The 18,576-nt window shown below is 41.5% G+C and carries 16 protein-coding genes and 2 pseudogenes; 10 read left to right on the forward strand and 8 right to left on the reverse strand.

The features are described 5' to 3' along the window. Positions 1 to 135: 135 nt before the first annotated feature. The 3 genes from NJ959_RS00990 to NJ959_RS01000 all read left to right on the forward strand — a co-directional run bounded on the left by NJ959_RS00990 (position 136) and on the right by NJ959_RS01000 (position 3,624). Positions 136 to 513, forward strand: coding sequence for a response regulator (locus tag NJ959_RS00990; RefSeq protein ID WP_254009871.1), 378 nt, complete (start codon positions 136 to 138; stop codon positions 511 to 513). Positions 514 to 809: 296 nt separating this feature from the next. After that, entirely contained in the window at positions 810 to 2,054 is a 1,245-nt protein-coding gene (locus tag NJ959_RS00995) for an FAD-dependent hydroxylase (protein ID WP_254009872.1), read from the forward strand. Positions 2,055 to 2,295: 241 nt separating this feature from the next. Continuing rightward, entirely contained in the window at positions 2,296 to 3,624 is a 1,329-nt protein-coding gene (locus NJ959_RS01000; RefSeq protein WP_254009873.1) for an ABC transporter substrate-binding protein, read from the forward strand. A gap of 59 nt (positions 3,625 to 3,683) precedes the next feature. On the opposite strand, the gene NJ959_RS01005 is transcribed toward NJ959_RS01000, so the two are convergent. Together NJ959_RS01005 and NJ959_RS01010 are read right to left on the reverse strand one after the other, a co-directional pair. Continuing rightward, on the reverse strand, positions 3,684 to 3,959 hold the full coding sequence (locus NJ959_RS01005) for a hypothetical protein (protein WP_254009874.1): 276 nt from the start codon (positions 3,957 to 3,959) through the stop codon (positions 3,684 to 3,686). 146 nt (positions 3,960 to 4,105) lie between these two features. After that, the gene (locus NJ959_RS01010; RefSeq protein ID WP_254009875.1) at positions 4,106 to 5,557 is read right to left on the reverse strand and encodes an isochorismate synthase; all 1,452 of its coding nucleotides are present in this window, start codon (positions 5,555 to 5,557) and stop codon (positions 4,106 to 4,108) included. Positions 5,558 to 6,239: 682 nt separating this feature from the next. On the opposite strand from NJ959_RS01010, the gene menA reads away from it, so the two are divergent. From menA to NJ959_RS01030, 4 genes are all read left to right on the forward strand, one after another. Next, positions 6,240 to 7,142 (forward strand): 2-carboxy-1,4-naphthoquinone phytyltransferase, encoded by a 903-nt coding sequence (gene menA, locus NJ959_RS01015; protein WP_254009876.1) that lies wholly within the window; start codon positions 6,240 to 6,242, stop codon positions 7,140 to 7,142. Between the two features lie 164 nt (positions 7,143 to 7,306). Next, positions 7,307 to 8,407 (forward strand): o-succinylbenzoate synthase, encoded by a 1,101-nt coding sequence (locus tag NJ959_RS01020; protein WP_254009877.1) that lies wholly within the window; start codon positions 7,307 to 7,309, stop codon positions 8,405 to 8,407. A 16-nt stretch (positions 8,408 to 8,423) separates the two neighbouring features. Then, complete coding sequence (locus NJ959_RS01025) at positions 8,424 to 8,579, forward strand: type II toxin-antitoxin system HicB family antitoxin (protein ID WP_254009878.1); 156 nt, start codon at positions 8,424 to 8,426, stop codon at positions 8,577 to 8,579. Next, entirely contained in the window at positions 8,569 to 10,068 is a 1,500-nt protein-coding gene (locus NJ959_RS01030) for a 2-succinylbenzoate--CoA ligase (RefSeq protein WP_254009879.1), read from the forward strand. The genes NJ959_RS01025 and NJ959_RS01030 overlap by 11 nt, the downstream gene beginning before the upstream one ends. 29 nt (positions 10,069 to 10,097) lie before the next feature. Here NJ959_RS01030 and NJ959_RS01035 read toward each other — a convergent pair whose 3' ends face one another. The 4 genes from NJ959_RS01035 to NJ959_RS01050 form a co-directional block, all read right to left on the reverse strand. Further along, complete coding sequence (locus tag NJ959_RS01035; RefSeq protein ID WP_254009880.1) at positions 10,098 to 10,529, reverse strand: hypothetical protein; 432 nt, start codon at positions 10,527 to 10,529, stop codon at positions 10,098 to 10,100. A gap of 287 nt (positions 10,530 to 10,816) precedes the next feature. Further along, the gene (locus NJ959_RS01040; RefSeq protein WP_254009881.1) at positions 10,817 to 11,368 is read right to left on the reverse strand and encodes a Uma2 family endonuclease; all 552 of its coding nucleotides are present in this window, start codon (positions 11,366 to 11,368) and stop codon (positions 10,817 to 10,819) included. 5 nt (positions 11,369 to 11,373) lie between these two features. Then, positions 11,374 to 11,670, reverse strand: a complete 297-nt coding sequence (locus NJ959_RS01045) for an addiction module antidote protein (RefSeq protein WP_254009882.1) — start codon at positions 11,668 to 11,670, stop codon at positions 11,374 to 11,376. Next, positions 11,648 to 12,001 (reverse strand): type II toxin-antitoxin system RelE/ParE family toxin, encoded by a 354-nt coding sequence (locus NJ959_RS01050; RefSeq protein ID WP_254009883.1) that lies wholly within the window; start codon positions 11,999 to 12,001, stop codon positions 11,648 to 11,650. The genes NJ959_RS01045 and NJ959_RS01050 overlap by 23 nt, the downstream gene beginning before the upstream one ends. A 230-nt stretch (positions 12,002 to 12,231) precedes the next feature. Here NJ959_RS01050 and NJ959_RS01055 point away from each other — a divergent pair. The 3 genes and pseudogenes from NJ959_RS01055 to NJ959_RS01065 form a co-directional block, all read left to right on the forward strand. Beyond that, a pseudogene (locus NJ959_RS01055) lies at positions 12,232 to 12,432 on the forward strand (serine protease); the annotation flags it as partial. A gap of 208 nt (positions 12,433 to 12,640) precedes the next feature. Then, positions 12,641 to 13,513, forward strand: a pseudogene (locus NJ959_RS01060) (iron uptake porin); the annotation flags it as partial. A gap of 154 nt (positions 13,514 to 13,667) precedes the next feature. Further along, positions 13,668 to 14,393, forward strand: coding sequence for a hypothetical protein (locus NJ959_RS01065; RefSeq protein ID WP_254009886.1), 726 nt, complete (start codon positions 13,668 to 13,670; stop codon positions 14,391 to 14,393). A 158-nt stretch (positions 14,394 to 14,551) separates the two neighbouring features. Here the strand turns inward: NJ959_RS01065 and NJ959_RS01070 are convergent, their stop codons facing one another. Together NJ959_RS01070 and sbcD are read right to left on the reverse strand one after the other, a co-directional pair. After that, positions 14,552 to 16,387, reverse strand: coding sequence for an APC family permease (locus NJ959_RS01070; RefSeq protein ID WP_254009887.1), 1,836 nt, complete (start codon positions 16,385 to 16,387; stop codon positions 14,552 to 14,554). 463 nt (positions 16,388 to 16,850) lie between these two features. Beyond that, entirely contained in the window at positions 16,851 to 18,143 is a 1,293-nt protein-coding gene (gene sbcD, locus NJ959_RS01075) for an exonuclease subunit SbcD (RefSeq protein WP_254009897.1), read from the reverse strand. Positions 18,144 to 18,576 lie beyond the last annotated feature (433 nt).

Consider the following 18,576-nt stretch of genomic DNA (forward strand, 5'->3'; position numbering starts at 1 on the left):
GAATTATGGAATAGGGTGTTGGTTGTAGGCAAGTGGCTCTGAGCCACTTGTTATTGCTTATTGATTATTTGTCGGTTTTATAGCCAACAACCAATAATCAACAACCAACAAACAACAACCGATAAATAACAACCAATGACTAACATAAAAACCATTCTAATTATCGATGATGAATACCGTATTCGAGAAGTAACTAAGATGATCTTAGAAATGATAGCGGGCTGGACAGTATTAACAGCAAATTCCGGTTATGAAGGGATAGCTATAGCCCAATCTGACCATCCTGATGCTATTATATTAGACATGATGATGCCTGATTTAGATGGCACTCAAACCTTAGCAAGACTACAGGGAGATACTGCTACCCAATCTATTCCCGTCTTGTTAATAACAGCCAAGGCGATGTCTCTAGAGGCAAAGCAGTTGAGCAATGGGGTAAAAGCGATCATTGAGAAACCATTTGATCCATTACAATTACCTAACACGATCGCCAATGCTTTAGGCTGGTATTAAATCTGATATTCCTAGAAACCCGGTTTCCTTAAACAATACCTAGAAACCGGGTTTCTGGCATACCATTGAAAATGATGAAAGCTGTGAGGGGAGCATCCCACTTTGACAAAGATACTCGTTTTTTGACAAAGTTTTTACCCCCCCAGCCCCCCTTGTCAAAGGGGGGAGCAAGAATACAACCTACATTTCTTCCTTGCTCGGGATGCTCCCGCTGTGAGTTTGCACTCGGCTCCCAATCTGCGTCATAATCAAGAAGTGTAAATATTCAGATCAGTTTTGATAAATCATCAACAAAAATGGCGATCGCACAAATAACGAAAACTCCCCCAACCTCTCACCCAAGCCTTGATTGCGACATAGCCATTGTCGGCGGCGGGATTGTCGGTGCAACTCTCGCCTCTGCTTTAAAAGATTCCGGGCTGAGAATAGTATTAATCGAAGCACAACCTCAGTCTATCGCAGTGGCAAGGAGGCAAGCTTACGCCCTGTCAATTATGTCAGGGCAGATTTTTCAATCCATTGGGGTTTGGGAGAAAATCCAGCCTCAAATTGCAACTTATCAACATATTTGCCTCTCCGATGCTGATTATCCCGGTATCGTAGAATTCCACCCCAATGATTTAGGGAGAGAAGATTTAGGCTATGTGGGAAAACACCATCCCATACTGACTACACTATACGAATTCTTAGCAGATTCTCCTCATATTACCTGGATTTGTCCCGCACAAGTAGTCAATGTAGATTATCAGTCATCTGGAGCAAAAATTACCCTAAATATAGGAGGAGAAAAGAGTCAAATTCAAACCAGATTAGTAGTAGCAGCAGATGGAGCGCGATCGCAAATTCGTACCGCCGCAGGAATTGGCACTAAAGGCTGGAAATATTGGCAATCCTGCATAACTGCCAGAATTAAAACCGAAAAACCCCATAATAATACAGCTTTTGAACGCTTTTGGCCTAGTGGTCCAATGGGTGTGCTACCTTTATCAGAAAATAAGTGTCAGGTAGTATGGACAGCACCCCACGCCGAAGCAAAAGCCTTAAAAGAATTAGATGAAAAAGAGTTTATCACATTACTAGAATACCGAACAGGCGGACTTTTAGGGCATTTAGAATTAGAAGGCGATCGCCTTATTTTCCCCGTACAACTCATGCAAAGCAATCGCTACATTTCTCACCGTCTCGCCTTAGTTGGAGATGCCGCCCACTGTTGCCATCCCGTCGGTGGACAAGGATTGAATTTGGGTATCAGGGATGCGGCTGCCCTTGCCCAAGTACTGCAAAAAGCTCATCAAAAAGGAGAAGATATTGGCGCAATTTCCGTGCTAAAACGTTATGAAACCTGGCGCAAAAAAGAAAATTTAATTATTTTGGGATTTACCGATTTACTGGATCGAATGTTTTCTAATAACTGGTTACCAGTAGTCGCAATTCGTCGGTTGGGGTTATTAATATTGCGGCGAATTCCTCCCCTGAAAATTTATGCCTTGCAATTAATGACAGGCTTAAGGGGACGTTCCCCTCAATTAGCTCAACGTTAGCTATCAATGGGGAATGTAGGAGTTACGCAAAACCTCTATCTGTAGGGTGCGTTATGCTTTGCTAACGCACCATTCCCAATGTAATGTATCTGCGTCAGTACTATAATATTTAATCGCCAGAGACAATTAACCATTAGCCATTAACAAAATAACAATATTTAATTTATGACTAATTTAAGGCATAATCAACGATAATCAAATTTCAAGTGGTGTATTAACAGTCAAGGAGTGGCATATTAAAATGAGGAAACTCACATCAGTCAAGAGACGGAAACCATATTTTAGAATAGCTTTCGCGATCGCAACCTTCACCACGAGCATCTTAACAACAGCTTGTGAAGAAAAAACCCCTTCTACTCAAGGCGGAAGCCCCACTACAGGAGAGGCAACTCCTGCTGCTAGTAGCGGCGATGATGGCTTAAAACTTGGCACTCTCACACCCTCCACAGGTGACTTAGCTTCCATTGGACAAAACTTTACCCCTGCCGTCAGGTTAGCCGTAGATGAAGTAAACGCCTGTGGCGGCGTGAATGGCAAACCCGTCACCTTAGTCGCAGAAGACGATCAAACTGATCCTACAGCAGGAAGTTCCGCGATGACGAAACTAGCAGAAGTGGATAAAGTTGCTGGCGTAGTTGGCTCTTTTGCTAGTAGCGTATCTACCGCCGCATTACCGATAGCAGTGCGCAATAAAGTAATGATGATTTCTCCGGCTAGCACTAGCCCCGTTTTTACCCAAAAGGCTAAAGAATATAACGGTTTTTGGGCACGCACTGCGCCCCCCGATACCTATCAAGCTAGGGCACTAGCAAAATTAGCTAGTGAGAAAGGATTTAAAAAGGTTTCTACTGTAGTAATTAATAATGACTACGGGATTGGTTTTGAAAAAGAATTTGTCACCGCTTTTGAGAAATTGGGTGGTACGGTAGTTAACAAAGATAAACCCACTCGCTACGATCCGAAAGCCACAACTTTAGATACAGAAGCCGCCGCTGCTTTTGGCGGAAAACCTGATGCAGTAGTTGCTGTATTATATGCTGAAACTGGATCTTTGCTACTGAAAGCCGCCTATCAACAAGGTGTAGCTCAAGGCGTAACAGTTATGCTAACTGATGGCGTTTACGCACCAGATTTTCCCGCGCAAGTGGGTAAAACTCCTGATGGAAAATATATCTTAGCAGGAGCAATTGGTACAGTGCCTGGTGCGAATGGTAAGTCACTAGAAACATTGACTAAAACCTGGACTGAAAAAACGAAAAAGGAAGTCACAGCTTATGTGCCCCACTCTTATGATGCCGCAGCATTATTAATGTTAGCGGCGGAGGCGGCTAAGGCTAATACTGGTGAAGGAATTAAAAGCAAAGTTCGCGAAGTTTCTGCCGCACCAGGTACAGAAGTTACCGATCTTTGTAAAGGGATGGAAATGGTGCGTAAAGGCGAAGACATTAACTATCAAGGCACTAGCGGTAATGTGGATATCGATGAAAATGGCGATGTCATCGGTGACTACGATACCTGGCTAGTAGAACCAGATGGTAAACTTAAGGTAACAGGGAAAGTTAGTCCGTAGTTGTTTGTAGGACAGGCATCTTGCCTGTCACTGACGCTATAACTATAACGGATTGAGAATTAATCAGGTAACTTGGGAACTGTAATCCCATTTTGGCGGATTATGGCTTCCAAGATGGCAATTCGTTCTCTCATGGCACCGGGCGTATCGGTACGGCAATCAGCAAATCCCGCACAATCAAGATCGAGGAAAAATGCGATTGCCATCTCCAAAACAACTTCTACCGGGTACTCAATTTCCGCCGAATAAGTTAAGAGAGCTTCCTTGATATTATTAGGAAGTGCGTCTATAAATACTTGTGCGGCTACGGTGGATAGGCGTTGTGTTAACTGCATAACTTAATCCTGATTCTGCCTAATACGACTGTTATAGCGTGGTTTTGCTACCTGAAGCATCAAGGCTTCAATATCTAAGGCTCTTAACCGCCTTGGCGACTGCTATAACAACTAATAACCAACAACCAACAACCAACAACCATTAACTAAAGCAAAGCTTTCAGCAATACCTGAAGTTTGAGTTGAATTTCTGCCAATTCTTTATTAGGATCGGAACCAGCGACTATACCAGCACCAGCATAAAGTCTGGCACGATAGGCATTGGTACGAGTTTGAGAGAGATTGTGACATTCAATTAAAGCGGAACGAATCCCGACAATAAATTCACAATTTCCTTGATAGTCTACCCAGCCAATAGGAGCCGCGTAAAGAGAGCGATCGCAAATTTCATAATGGCGAATTTGTGCTTGAGCAATTTTGGTGGGGACACCTGCAACTGCTGGAGTTGGATGCAATTTCTCTACAATTTCTAGGGGATGAACACCAATCGGGAGTTCCGCTTGAATCGGTGTCCATAAATGCTGAATGTTGGAGAGTTTTAGCAGTTGGGTAGTTGATAGGTGTTGAGGGATTAAACCTAATTGGGATAGGCGTTGAGTGATAAAATCAAGTACAAATTGATGTTCCCTCCTCTCTTTTTCACTATTGAGCAATCGATCGGCAAAATCAGCATCTTCAGCCACTGTTTTACCTCGTGGTGCGGAGCCAGCTAAAGCATCGGTTACTAATTGATGGTTACGAATACTAATTAAACGTTCGGGACTAGCACCAATAAAGTTATGTTCCTTGCCGTTACTAGTGGAAAAGATATAGCAATCTGGATGACGCTGGCGTAAATTATCCAGAGAATTTACTAAGTTAAATGGATGTGGAGAAATCACATCAATGGCATTGGCAAGAACTATTTTACTTAATTGATTTTCTTTAATTAATTTTAAGGCAGATGAAACAGATGATTTGAAACGCTCTGGATTTTGTAATTCTTGCTGGATCAGTTTCTTTTGTTCGATGCGATCGATCCTGGAGAAGCAGCGATGGGATAAGTTAATTAGCTGGAAATCATGCCATAAGTTTTTCAGGATCAATTCGAGGTTTACTTGGGTGTTTATTTCAATATTAGCAACTAATACAGATTGGTTTTTATATGATGATATTTGCCATCGGGGTAGAAAAATAGTAGCAGAGGGGAAAGGCGCATCAAGAGGTAGTCTATCCTCAAAAAACGTAAAACTACAGAAGAAATGAGGACCGGAAAAAGGGAGATTTACCTGTCCATAACAAATAGTATTTGCCAGGACAGAATGGATGAAATCTTGGGATCTATTAAACCGATTTTTTTCTAATGTTTTAAAAGAAATTGCCGAGTCGATGGCGACAATTGCTGCATCTAATACGCTTTTTTCAAAGTAAAATTGCAGTTGGTGCGGTTTTGCGATCGCTTGGAGAACAACTAGGGGATCGATCGGGGGGATTTCCTGAGATATACTCACAATTTGTGGGCAATCTTTGGCAATGGCTTGCTGTTTTCCCTTGATTAGAAGTTGAGACAACTCTTGGCGATCCTGGAAGATATTGGTGCGATAGGGGGTGACTGTCATAGAAGCAGGGATGTAAACTTTTTTGAAGTTTTGTTCCTAAAGTCTGATTTTTAATGGTGGGATGTCTAAAGGGACATCTTTGCTCCCTGCTTACCCCTGGTGTCGATTAATACCCCCCTCTAAGACTATACCGATCCCCAGCTTAGATGGGAAGCTGGGTAAATAAATACCCTACCGACTGGACAGATGAACAGTTTTGCACGAGTCAACTTATTTATGGTACATAAGAAACTATCACAACCTGAGCGATCGCAAGTATTTTCAGCAATGGGAGTATTCCTACAGCTAGTTGCCCCCCAACTTGAAGAGAAGAGGGATGGGGGCTAATTCAAGAGTTTGGTCGTCTGGCGCTATCCTGGGCTAGGGTGTGCCTTCAATTTCTGACTTTGAAGGTAGGGGCGTTGACGTAGCGTTCCCGAAGGGTAGCATTTGGGCGATAAGTTATCGGTGAAACCCAAGGTTTTCCATCCAAATCCTTCGCCCCTACAGGGGAAAGGAAACACGCCCTAGCCTCTCTCCTCGTTTCCCGGCTAACCTCTTGCTGGGATAAAAAGCTAATGGCTAATTGGATTTTGAATATCAGCCACTAACACTTAGCTATTAACTAAACACAAAACCTGTATCCTAGGTAATTAGCCGGAGAGGATATGACTGGTAATCTTATTAAAATAAATTCTGCCTGATGACTACAAGTTTGGTTCAAGAATCTAACAGAAAACTGTGGCTAGCAGCAATTAAGCCACCGATGTATAGTGTTGCTGTCATCCCAATTTGGCTGGGAACAGTGGTAGCTTTTACCGAAACTGGCACAATTAAAATTGGCATATTTTCCACATTCTTAATCTCAGCTATTTTAATTATTGCTTGGCTCAATCTCAGTAATGATGTTTTTGATTCAGATACAGGTATCGATAAGAATAAAGCCGAGTCTGTGGTAAATTTAACGGGGAATCGAAGCCTGATTTTCTGGTTGAGTAATTTATTTTTAGCAGGCGGGATTCTGGGGATATTTGCGATCGCATTGTGGCAGCGAGACTGGACTGTAATCCAACTTGTCCTACTCTGCTGTGCCCTTGGATACAGCTATCAAGGACCGCCCTTTCGCTTAGGTTATCAGGGTTTAGGTGAGATTATTTGTTTTGTGACTTTTGGTCCCATGGCTGTTGCTGCCGCTTATTATTCTCAGACACAAACTTGGTCTTTCAACTATCTAGCAACGTCAGTTATTGTGGGTATTACCACTAGTATAATTTTATTTTGCTCCCATTTTCACCAAGTAGAAGATGATATTGCTGCGGGTAAAAAATCGCCTATTGTCCGTCTGGGAACAAAAGTAGGGGCTAATGTATTAGCCTGGTTTTCTGGTGGTATTTATGTTCTGATCGGTTTATTTGTCCTATTGGGTATTTTTCCTATTTGGACATTATTAACTTTCCTCAGTTTACCTTTGGCGATTCAGTTAGTGCAGTACGTTGGGCAATATCACGATCAACCACCAATGGTGAGAAGTTGTAAGTTTATTGCTGTGAAACTTCATTTTTTGAGTGGTTTGTTATTGGGATTGGGGTTTGTTTTTGGTTATTAGTTGTTAGTTATCGATCGAATCACAATAGTTTGAACAGGCAAGATGCCTGTTCTACGATAATAGGACTTAGGCAAAGCTTTTATATTTAGGGTGTGTTAGGCTTCTTCAGGCAGGACTATTCTAATTATATATGGTGTAGCTGCGTAAGTCCTAACAAACAACAAATGACAAACAACAAACAACAAACAACCTCTAAATTTCAATTTCGTCCTTACCAGCGGCGTTTTCGACAACCTCTAAAAACGAGTCACGGAGAATGGAAAGTGCGGGAGGGAATTATCATAAACCTGACAGATGAAACAGGAAAAGTTGGTTTAGGAGAAATTGCCCCAATTCCCTGGTTTGGCTCGGAAACCTTAGTAGAAGCATTGGATTTTTGCCAGGAGTTACCGTCAGAAATTACCGCAACTGATATTTTCTCTATCCCAGCTAAACTACCCGCTTGTCAATTTGGATTTGAGTCGGCTTGGTGGGGAATGGAGAATGGAGCATCCCAAGAAGGCAAAAACTCAGGTGATATTCTTGCTCCCCCCTTTCACAAGGGGGGTTGGGGGGGTGAAAACTCTGGCGACAAACAAGTATCTTTGCCAAAACAGGATGCTCCCGTCAGGAGTAGGGAGTCGAATTCCAATCCACCTCTTACCTCTAACCAATCACCTCTTACCTTTAGTTATCTTTTACCAACAGGAGAGACAGCTTTACAGTCATGGCAAACAGCTTGGGATGAGGGATATAGTACTTTTAAATGGAAAATTGGTGTGGGTAGCTTTGAGGAGGAAATTAAAATATTTGACCAGCTTATTAAAATGCTACCAAAATCGGTAAAATTACGCTTGGATGCCAATGGAGGATTAACTTGGGAAGAAGCAAATTCTTGGTTGAAAATTTGCGATCGCGCTGGAATTGTTGAATTTATCGAACAACCACTACCACCAGAAAAATTTCAATCTATGTTGACAATGTGTACGGAATATGATACAGCAATCGCTTTAGATGAATCAGTGGCGACAATCGATCGGCTAGAGGATTGTTATCAGAAAGGATGGCGAGGGATTTTTGTCATAAAAGCCGCGATCGCAGGTTCTCCCAAACGCTTATTTCAGTTCTGTCAAGAGTATAATATTGATCCGGTATTTTCTTCGGTTTTTGAAACTTCGATTGCCAGACAGATGGCTTTACAGTTGGCAGGGAAATTATCACATCGCGCTGTTGGTTTTGGGGTGAATCATTGGTTTGTAGATGATGATGGTATAGATTTTAGATAGATTTGGGATAACCAAGATGTTACAGTCTCTTGTACTAGAGTATTGGTATGATAATGGTTGGTTTGTTGGTCGTCTTAGAGGAATTCCTGGTGTATTCAGTCAAGGGCAAACTCTAAGTGAGTTAGAAGATAACATTCGTGACGCTTACAAGCTAATGATTAATGAAATTTGAATATAACGTTTTTGAACCATTAAATTATCTAAAGCAGCGTGTTAGCGAAGATTGGCTGATTGGTTATGACAGTAACCAGTTTAACTACCTTGTCAAGGAATTTTTAGGAAAATTTACCCAATTATCACTAGAAGGAATACCGCCAAAAATCCTCCTTGCGGAATCAGATCCTTGGCGTTTTTTGGCTGCTTTTATCGCAGCAGTTGCTGCTGATTGTCCAGTTTTCCTTGGTAATTCCAATTGGGTAGAAAGGGAATGGGAAGAAGTTATTGATTTAGTTAAACCTAATTTAGTTTTAGGAAAGGGAATTGACTTAGGGATAACAGAGGCGAGAAACCTGTGTTACGGGATTGGGGAAGATACAATAACTAATAACCAACAACTAATAACTAACAACCAACAATCAAGAATCATGATTCCCACAGGCGGCTCTTCGGGAAAGATTCGCTTTGCTATCCATAGTTGGGATACATTAATGGCATCGGTAAGTGGGTTTCATCAATATTTTGACTGCAAACCCATTAATTCTTTTTGTGTTTTACCACTGCATCATGTTAGCGGTTTGATGCAATTTATCCGCTCTTTAACTACTGGTGGAAGATTCGCGATTTTGCCATTTAAAGCCTTAATCGCTGGGGAAGGAAGAGATATCAATCCATCAGAATTTTTCATTTCTTTAGTTCCCACTCAGTTGCAGAAATTACTAAATGCTGGTGCGGCTGAATGGTTATCTCGCTTTCAAACAGTACTTTTAGGAGGAGCAGCCCCTTGGGAGTCTCTGCTAGAAGAAGCGAGAAGCTATTCCATCCGATTAGCCCCGACTTACGGGATGACAGAAACTGCTTCTCAAATTGTTACTCTTAAACCCGAAGCTTTCCTGGCAGGTAATAATAGCTCTGGACAAATTCTGCCTCATGCTAAAGTCACAATTTGCAGTAATACAGGAGAAATTTTGGGAGTAAATGAGACAGGAATTGTGACTATCGAGGCAGATTCTTTGGCTGTCGGTTACTATCCTGTTGAGGTGAAAGATAAGGATAATTTCTCCTCACACCAATCCCATATAACCGAAAACAATATTAAGCCCACATTCCAAATCCCAAATTTACAATCGGATGATTTAGGATTTTTTGATTCTGAAGGTTATTTAACTATAGTTAGTCGTCGCAGTCATAAAATTATTACAGGTGGAGAAAATGTCTTTCCGGCGGAAGTGGAAGCGGCAATTTTAGCCAGCCAACTGGTTACAGATGTTTGTGTAGTTGGATTGGCCGATAGTTATTGGGGTGAGGTGGTTACAGCAGTTTATGCACCTAATTCTCCCCAGGTTTCTTCTGATTTATTGCAAGAGACTATTACTGATAAATTATGCAAATTCAAGCATCCTAAATATTGGATACCTGTTGAAGTATTGCCTCGTAATAGTCAAGGTAAAATTAATTACCAGGAAATCAAACAAGTTGCATTAGCTTGTTTATCTAAATTATAGCAATTAGGCTCTAACCTCTGGCATCTAATTTACATAATATTAACCCTCCCATCATCTTGAAGATAAACAGCACGATCCCCTGGAATACGAGCGCCGGGAAGTATTTCAATTCGTAAAGTTCTACTATCAGTTTTCAGAACATTTACTTTTAAAGGTAATCCTTGAATATCCCAAAATGCAACCGAAAAGTTGGGATTTGTATTACCTCCTCGCACAAAAGATTGTACCTGCCCTGGTATCACTGCTAAAGGATCAGTACCATATAACTGTTGAATTTGAACTAAACTTTGGGTGAGGTTAACGACTTCTACAGTGATTCGTTGCCCCGGTACAAACTTGATAGGTTGCGCCCCACAACTGCTAGCCGCAACACAACTTCCAGCAGTCACCTTTTTATGTCCATCTACACTAAGTAGAAACAACGCAGCCACCAAAGTAATTGGTATAAATTTCATCTTCATAACAAGACACATCCCCTATATTTTTATTACTCAACTATCGGAATGGAAAAGAGTACTATTTATAGCAACAGCCACAGCGGTTAGGAGATTCTCAGCTAGTAAATTCTAACAATTGGCTCGAAGCCAATTCTCCTCAGCGCATTGGCGACTGCGATACTTCCCCATCCCATCCTCTCCCCTATCCCCTATTTACAAATAATACCTCACTGTAGTCACTACCCGACTTTTCTTAGCACGTCAGGAAGATTTTAAGAACTTATACTAATAGCTATTATCTATTAACCATCCTAAAATTCTGGCGACCATAAATCAACAATAGCTACCTCAAAACCTGGGAGTAGATCGGGAATAGTCAAGATATCCCCATCACCCAAAACAATAACCTCTTCCCCAGAGCGATAAATTTCTACTCTATGCTTTTCCGGGTTAATCAAAATGCCAACTTTTGTCCCTTGGGAGAGGAAGTTTTCGATCTTTTCTCTAAGAGATTTAAGGCTATCATTGGGGGATTTAACTTCCACCATTAAATCAGGGGCTAATTCAGCAAAAGAACGAGGGGCGCGGGGTAATCTCTCTGCTAAGACGAAGGAAACATCAGGCGCTCTGAGATCAGAATTGGGCAAATCGAAACCAGCGCTGGAACCTGTTACCCTTCCTAATCGACGAGGTTTCACCCAGTTGCCAATAACTCTAGTAACTTCTGCTGCTACTTCGTCTGATTCATAACCTGATGGACTCATAACTATAATATTTCCGTTAACTAATTCCATGGGATAATCAGGATGTTTAGCTTGGAATTGCTCCAAGTCTTTACGTGTCAGAGTTGTTAGGGTAGTCATAGAATTTACTCAAGTTTGTAGGCATCGGAAATAGAGGGTTTAATTGAGATTTGTAATCCGAGAGTAGAGATAATTTTATAAACCGTGGCGAAGTGGGGATTTCCCGATTCAAAAACTGCTTTATAGAGGTTTTCTCTACCCAACTCTGTCTCAGTGGTAATCTGGCTCATTCCCTGAGTCACCTGCATGATATTTCTCAGGGCGAGGAGAAATTCTTCAGGAGATCCTTCATGGAGAGCATCGTTTAAATAGAGAGCCGCATATTCTGGATCTTTTAATTCATAATCCAAGCTTTCGGACATATCTTTCAGCTTCATTTTTGTACCTCTGCCACATTTCTTTAGCTTTTGCGATATCCCGCTTCTGTGTACTTTTGTCCCCACCTCCTAAAAGGACAACGATAACGTTTCCCACACGAGTGAAATATATTCGATACCCCGCACCGAAATGAATCCGTAGTTCATAAACTCCTTCTCCCAAGGATTCAGTATCCCCAAAATTGCCAAGTTCGATCCGATCCAAACGCCGCCGAATTTTTACCTTGGTTACTTTGTCCTTAAGAGAATTGTACCACTCCTCAAACGGGACTTTTCCTTCATCGGTTTCTAGGAGCTTGATTTCAATAGAAGTCATTGAACTTACTCAAGCTTATCTGTTGTTATTTTATATAATACTAGTTTACCAAACTACTATTGCTGGCTGAAGATGGGTAAAAGGCAGATAAAATCAGATATCCTGCCCATTTCCCCCTTTTCCCACACCCCTCTCCTGCCTTTGTGTAAAGACTTGTTTCGCATCGCCAGTAGTTATCTCTCTGGTTCTGGGGTGATTGTAATGATCAAGGGGTTCGGAATTTTCGGTTAACCTCAGGCGAGGTAACGCTGTTGCCCCCAAAATCCATGGCACTGGGATATCGCTTGGGCTACACAAATGAGATTGTGGAGGGTATGAGTGGTGGTCCTATTTTTAATTCCAAAGGTTTGTTAGTTGGTATTAATGGTCGCATGAAATATGGAGAGCCAGCCTTTGGTATATATGGATTTGAAGATGGTACACAACCATGATCAGAATTGCTAGAAAAAATGGTTAGTTCTAGTTGGGGTATCCCCATTAGTACTTATCTTCAGTTTGTTTCACCTGAATAACCGTGATGTATACAGAATCAACATTTAATCTCTTATCTACCAATGCTGTAGGGGTAAGGAATTAAAATGTAGATATGTTGTTCCTAAAACAGTTATTTCCTAAAGTTGTCACCCCGTCAGACGTTATGGCTGTATCGCAGGATATCCTGATGGCACTTTTCGGGGCAATCGCGCCATGACTCGCTACGAATTTGCAGCGGGTTTGAATGCTTGTATCCAGCAAATTGAGAAACAATTTGGATCGGGTACAGCTAACTCAACGAATCAACAAGATCTAGTAACCCTGCAACGGCTAACACAAGAATTTCAGACTGAATTAACCGCTTTACAGGGTAGATTTGAGGATCTAGAAAGGCGTATTAACGACTTAGAAGGTAATCAGTTTTCAACTACTGCTAAATTAGGTGGAGACGATCCAGAAGATGGTGCTATCTTGGGTGAAAATGCTCATGCAGCGGGCTTGCAATTTCTCCTCTTACCAACTGATAATATATTGACAGGTCTTAGCTTCATCTATGGGTACTCACCAGATGGACGTTTGAACACATTTACCGGGAGTGCGATCGCAGATGCCTCTGGATTTATTAACCAACGTTCCAATATTTACGCCCTCAGCGGCACACTTCAATGGCGAATTTCTCCAAAAGTTACCTTCTCCACCTGGGGTGGTTTAGTCGGAACTTATGCCTCTCAAACTGATGCTTTTGCTGTCAGTACTAACTATATATTTAGCTTAGGTTTTCCCGATTTATTCAAAGAAGGAAATGTACTAGGCATCCTATTCGGGCAACCTCCCAAACTACTTGAAGTTGGCAATTTCAGCGGTTCTAGTGGTTTAGGAGAAAATGCCAATTCCTTCCATGTGGAAGCCTTCTATCAGTTTAAAGTTAGCGATAATATTTCTATTACACCAGGTTTATTCTGGGTAACTAATCCTGGTAACATTGAGGATAACAATGATATTTTTGTTGGTACGCTCCGCACCGTATTTCGGTTTTAGATTCTGTCCAAACATTCCAGTGCAATATTTCTTGTTGATAAAGATCGCCTTTTCAGTCGGTTTCAACCGACTTAAGCTATGAGACAGGGATTTTAATCCCTGGCGGATGAAAGGCTTAGTGCAAGATATCATAATGCCAACACAGGAGAAAATCATGAATATTTCAACCAAAACTAATCCACATTTTTACACCAAATTGTTGCTGCTATTCTCATCCACTTGTCTCTGGTTAACTCCACCCCTTTTATTAGTAGCAAACGCTCAAGAGAAACAATCAGATAATCCCATCACTCAAAACACATCTCAATCAACCACAGAAACCGCACCACAACCCAGACGACAAGGGCGACCAATTTTTATCGAACAGGAAAGAAAATTTGGCGGTGGTAGCTTCCTTGACTCAGCAGTAAATGGTATCGACAATACTTTTCCAGATCCCGCCAAAGTCTCCGGATTTCGATCAGATCCCCTATCAAATGAACTAACAAATATCGAAGGAACTCTTACCGTTGAAAGTCGCGATGATGATGACGATAATTTCCTCGACACCCATTTTGTTGATGCTGGAGGATTTGCCGATATCACTCTCACAAATGCTAACCCAGGTGCCAATCCTCGTTTAGGCACTGTAACTGTTTCTCGTACTGTAACTCTCACTAACGGTCAAACCCTACAATTCAATAACATTCCAGCCACTTACAATGCAGGATTTAGCAGCAAAGGAAATAAAGTTAGCGGTGTATTACAAGTCATAGATCCGAATAATCCTGGAAACACAATTTTCATTCAACTTCCAGTTACCACAGTTCCCGATACTGATGACAACAAGCCTATTTCCGCACCTGGTAGTTTATCAATTGGGTTACCAACTGATCGATAATAAAAGTTCCCAACTTCAGAAGTTATAGCAACAGCCACAGCGGTTAGGAGATTCTCAGCTAGTAAATTTTAACCATTGGCTCTGAGCCAATTCTCCTAAGCGCATTGGCAACTGCGATACTTCCCCATCCCTTCCACTTCCTGTCCCCTATCCCTTATTTACAAATAATACCTCACTGTAGTCACCACCCGACTTTTCTTAGCGCGTAAAGAAGATTTTAAGAAGAAACTAGTTTGGTTATGCAACAGACTTTCCCACCAATTGCGGGTAACAAATGCCGGAATAATTACCGTAGACAAAGCATCAGGATAGCGGGCTTCAAAATATTTAACAAACTCAACAATCGGCGATACAACCGAGCGATATGGTGAGTCTAAAATAACCAAAGAAATATCGGCAGCTAACTCATCCCAGCGTTGTTGCAGTTTTTCTCGATCCGTGGTGCCAATATCCACATGAATAGCAACAATTTCATCAGCAATACTGCGAGCATAATCGAGGGCTTGTAACGTACCTTGATGAAGTTGACCTACTACAACTATAGCAGGATGACTGACTGCTTCAGTTTTCTCTCTGAAAATATAGCTGCGAGGTGCTACTTCTTGAATACTGAGACGATCTGAAAGGTATTTATAGTGACGATTAACTGCTAAAAGGAAGCTAACAACTAAAGGAATTGCCACCACAACTAACCAAGCACCCTGAATAAATTTGGTTAAAACAATTACACCCAGTACAAGGAGTGTCGCGAATGCACCAAATCCATTCATCACGGCGCTGGCTTTCCAACCACTCGTTTTTTCTTTAAACCAATGTACCACCATCCCGGCTTGGGATAAGGTAAATGAAGTGAAGACACCTACGGCGTAGAGGGGAATAATTGCATTCGTATTTCCTTTGAAGACAATCAGGAGAAAAGCAGCAGCACAGCTTAAGAATATAATCCCATTGGAATAGACTAAGCGATCTCCCAATAAAGCTAATTGTCGGGGCAAAAAGCCATCGCGGGCTAAAAAGTAGCAAAGTCGGGGAAAGTCGGCAAAGCTGGTATTGGCTGCTAAAAGTAAAACGAATAAGGTGACAACTTGCAGGATAAAATACAATAAACCATTCCCTAAAACTTGCCGTGCTAATAGAGAAACGACTGTTTGTCCTTCTTCAGGTACAATATGATATATCTGGGTCAAGTAAGTAATGCCAATAAACATAGCACCTAAAACTAAACCCATATAGAGTAAGGTGATGCGAGCATTTTTCCACTCTGGCTGCTTAAAGGATAACACCCCATCAGATATCGCTTCCACTCCAGTCAATGCAGTACATCCTTGAGAAAATGCCTTGAGAATTAAGAATAGAGTGAGGGGATTTGTTTCGACAATATCTGGATAACTGGTATGGACTTGCCCACTCATTTGTTTAAACAAACCACTGAAAATTAGGACAAAGATACAGCCAATAAACCCATAAGTGGGAATCATGAAAATTTGACCTGATTCCTTCACCCCTCTTAGATTTGCCAGCATAATTAAAAAGACAAAAATTATGCAAAGCCCTACTGATATATGTTGCAGTTGTGGAATGGCAGAAGTAAGGGCAGCAGTTCCCGCTGAGATACTCACAGTCACTGTCAGGATATAATCAATCATCAGGGAAGCGCCTGCAATCAATCCCGGATAAAGTCCCAAGTTTTCTCGCGCTACGATATAAGAACCACCACCTTGTGGATAGGCTTTAATCGTTTGTCGATAAGACAGGATAATAATCGTCAACAGTAAAATAATCCCAAAGGCAATCGGTAAAGATAAACCGAGAGCGCCACTACCTGCTAGCACTAGTACCATTAGAATTTCTTCTGTGGCGTAGGCAACGGAGGAGAGGGCATCGGAGGAAAGCACAGCCAATGCAGCAGGATTGCTTAATCTTTCTTCGGCATGGGCACTAGTGGGCAACTCGTTACCCAGTAACAGTCGCTTGAATGAAAGGTAGAAGGACATAAAAAGTCCAATTGCTTGAGATAGTTTGATAAGATATAATATCATCTACCCAAGGGAATTTACTGGCGTGGAAACTAAGCAAAAATTTACATTTCGGAATCTAGCCAAAAAATCCTCAAAAAAATTGACTGGTACCTTTGCGAGGAACTATAGATCCGCGTCGTTTTGAGTCGAGGTAAATCGCATCATCTCATTTTCTCTGGACTCTTTATAAATTCGCTAATTTCAAGACACTACTTTCAGGATTTGATAAGGTTGATTATTCTCCTCCCACTTTTGAATTGAGGCAGAAAGTTGTGTCTTGCGAAAATAAGACTCCTCATAAGCAAGTCTTAACTCTCTCTCTCCAATATATCTGGCTTAACATCATTCAGGTTTTCTATCAAAGACACCAATCTTAAGTAACCAAGCATCTTGCCAATTTCCAGCACAGTCAAACGGATATATTTCCCAAATTCCTTACTTACACCAAACGTAACTGAGTCTTTACCTCTCCCCCTACCTCCTCACTTTCCTCTAAATCTAACCATTTGTCTCCATATCCCTCCAAAAGGGATTCTGCGGCTTCCATCATCTCCGCAGCAATATCTTTTAATTCTTTCTTATTTTCCAAATAAGCTTTTAGTGCATCGATGGGATTAATACTGCTACCTACACCTAATTCTGGTAAGCGGGGATGAGCTAACTGACTGATAAATTCTGGGCGAATAGTATAGGTGTGGGCTTCGCTTAAAGCTTGGCGAATCGCGCTATTATCGATTAAGTCTAATTGTTCGGAACCTAACTTATAAATTAGACGAACTACTGCGTCTTTAATATCTTTCTTGGCAATAGCTTTCAGTAATTTTGATTGAGGATCTTCTTCCTCTGATATATTCACCTCAATGGTACAGAAAGTACGGGCTGGCAATGGACAAAACTCCCAATCAACTTGACCTTTATCTAGCTGAACAAAAATATACCCTTTCTCTTCCTTTTCCTCACTAAAATCTACCCTTTCAATACTGCCAGGATAAATAATTGGTGGATTATTTGACGGGTTTAAATTTTGGTGGCGGTGGACATGTCCTAGTGCTACATAATCAAACTCGGATCGGGTTAACATAGAGAGGGGAATTGTAAAACCTTTACCTACTGCGAGAAAACGTTCTGCTCCCAAATTAGCCCGATCTGCCATTAAATGAGCTAACATTATTGTTGGTATATTGGGATCGAGACGGCGAATTTCTCCTTCCAATGCGGGTTCGAGGCGCTCAATCATTAATTCATTTACCTCAGAAAGCGCTAATCCTTCTGTTTGGGGACGAGTGAGTAAAGTAGAACGATTTAGCCAGGGTAAAGTTACTACCTGTACCGCTCCATTGGGTGTCTGAATATGATGGGTTTTAATACTATCACCGACGATCATTCCTGGTACACCTAATGTACGATAAATACATAGACTGGCTCCCCCATTACCTTGGGAATGTTGATCGTGATTACCTACTAGCAAAACTGTGGGAATATTCGCATCTACTAAGCGGCGAAATTGAGTGGCAAATGCTTCTTGGATATAGGGTGCAGGTGTGGCATCGGGAAAAGCATCGCCGCCAAACAAAACTAAATCTACTGGTTCCGCGATCGCGCGATCGATAGATTTTGATAAAGTATTGACAAAATCTTCTAATCGTGTGTTTACCCCAGTGGCTGGGTTAATTTTGCCGTGACAGAAGCCACTACCGAGATGAATGTCTGACAGGTGAAGTATTTTAATCATGGGGAATGGGGAATGGAGATTATGTTCTTTTGTGGACAACCGCCAGTGGTTAAAACCACTGTCTAATAGCTAAAGTCGGTTAAAACCGACTCCGTATCTCGATTTTAGTCCGTTAAAACGGACTTAAGCTATTAGACAGAGATAGTATTCTCTGGCGGTTTTAGCCATTAACTATTATCTATTAACCATATTAAAATTCCGGCGACCATAAATCAACAATAGCTACCTCAAAACCTGTTACCCTTCCTACTGCGCGGACTAATGAACAATTAATGGGTTTCATAACCCGCGCAGGCGGGTTTTGTCTGTCTAGACGCGGTTTCAACCGCCAGTCTGAACAAGCCTTGGCGATTGGAAATCGCGGCTACACAAACCAAGTCCTACTGCGCGGACTAATGAACAATTAATGGGTTTCATAACCCGCGCAGGCGGG

It is taken from the genome of Limnofasciculus baicalensis BBK-W-15, from assembly GCF_024178385.1.
Lineage (GTDB): Bacteria > Cyanobacteriota > Cyanobacteriia > Cyanobacteriales > Coleofasciculaceae > Limnofasciculus > Limnofasciculus baicalensis.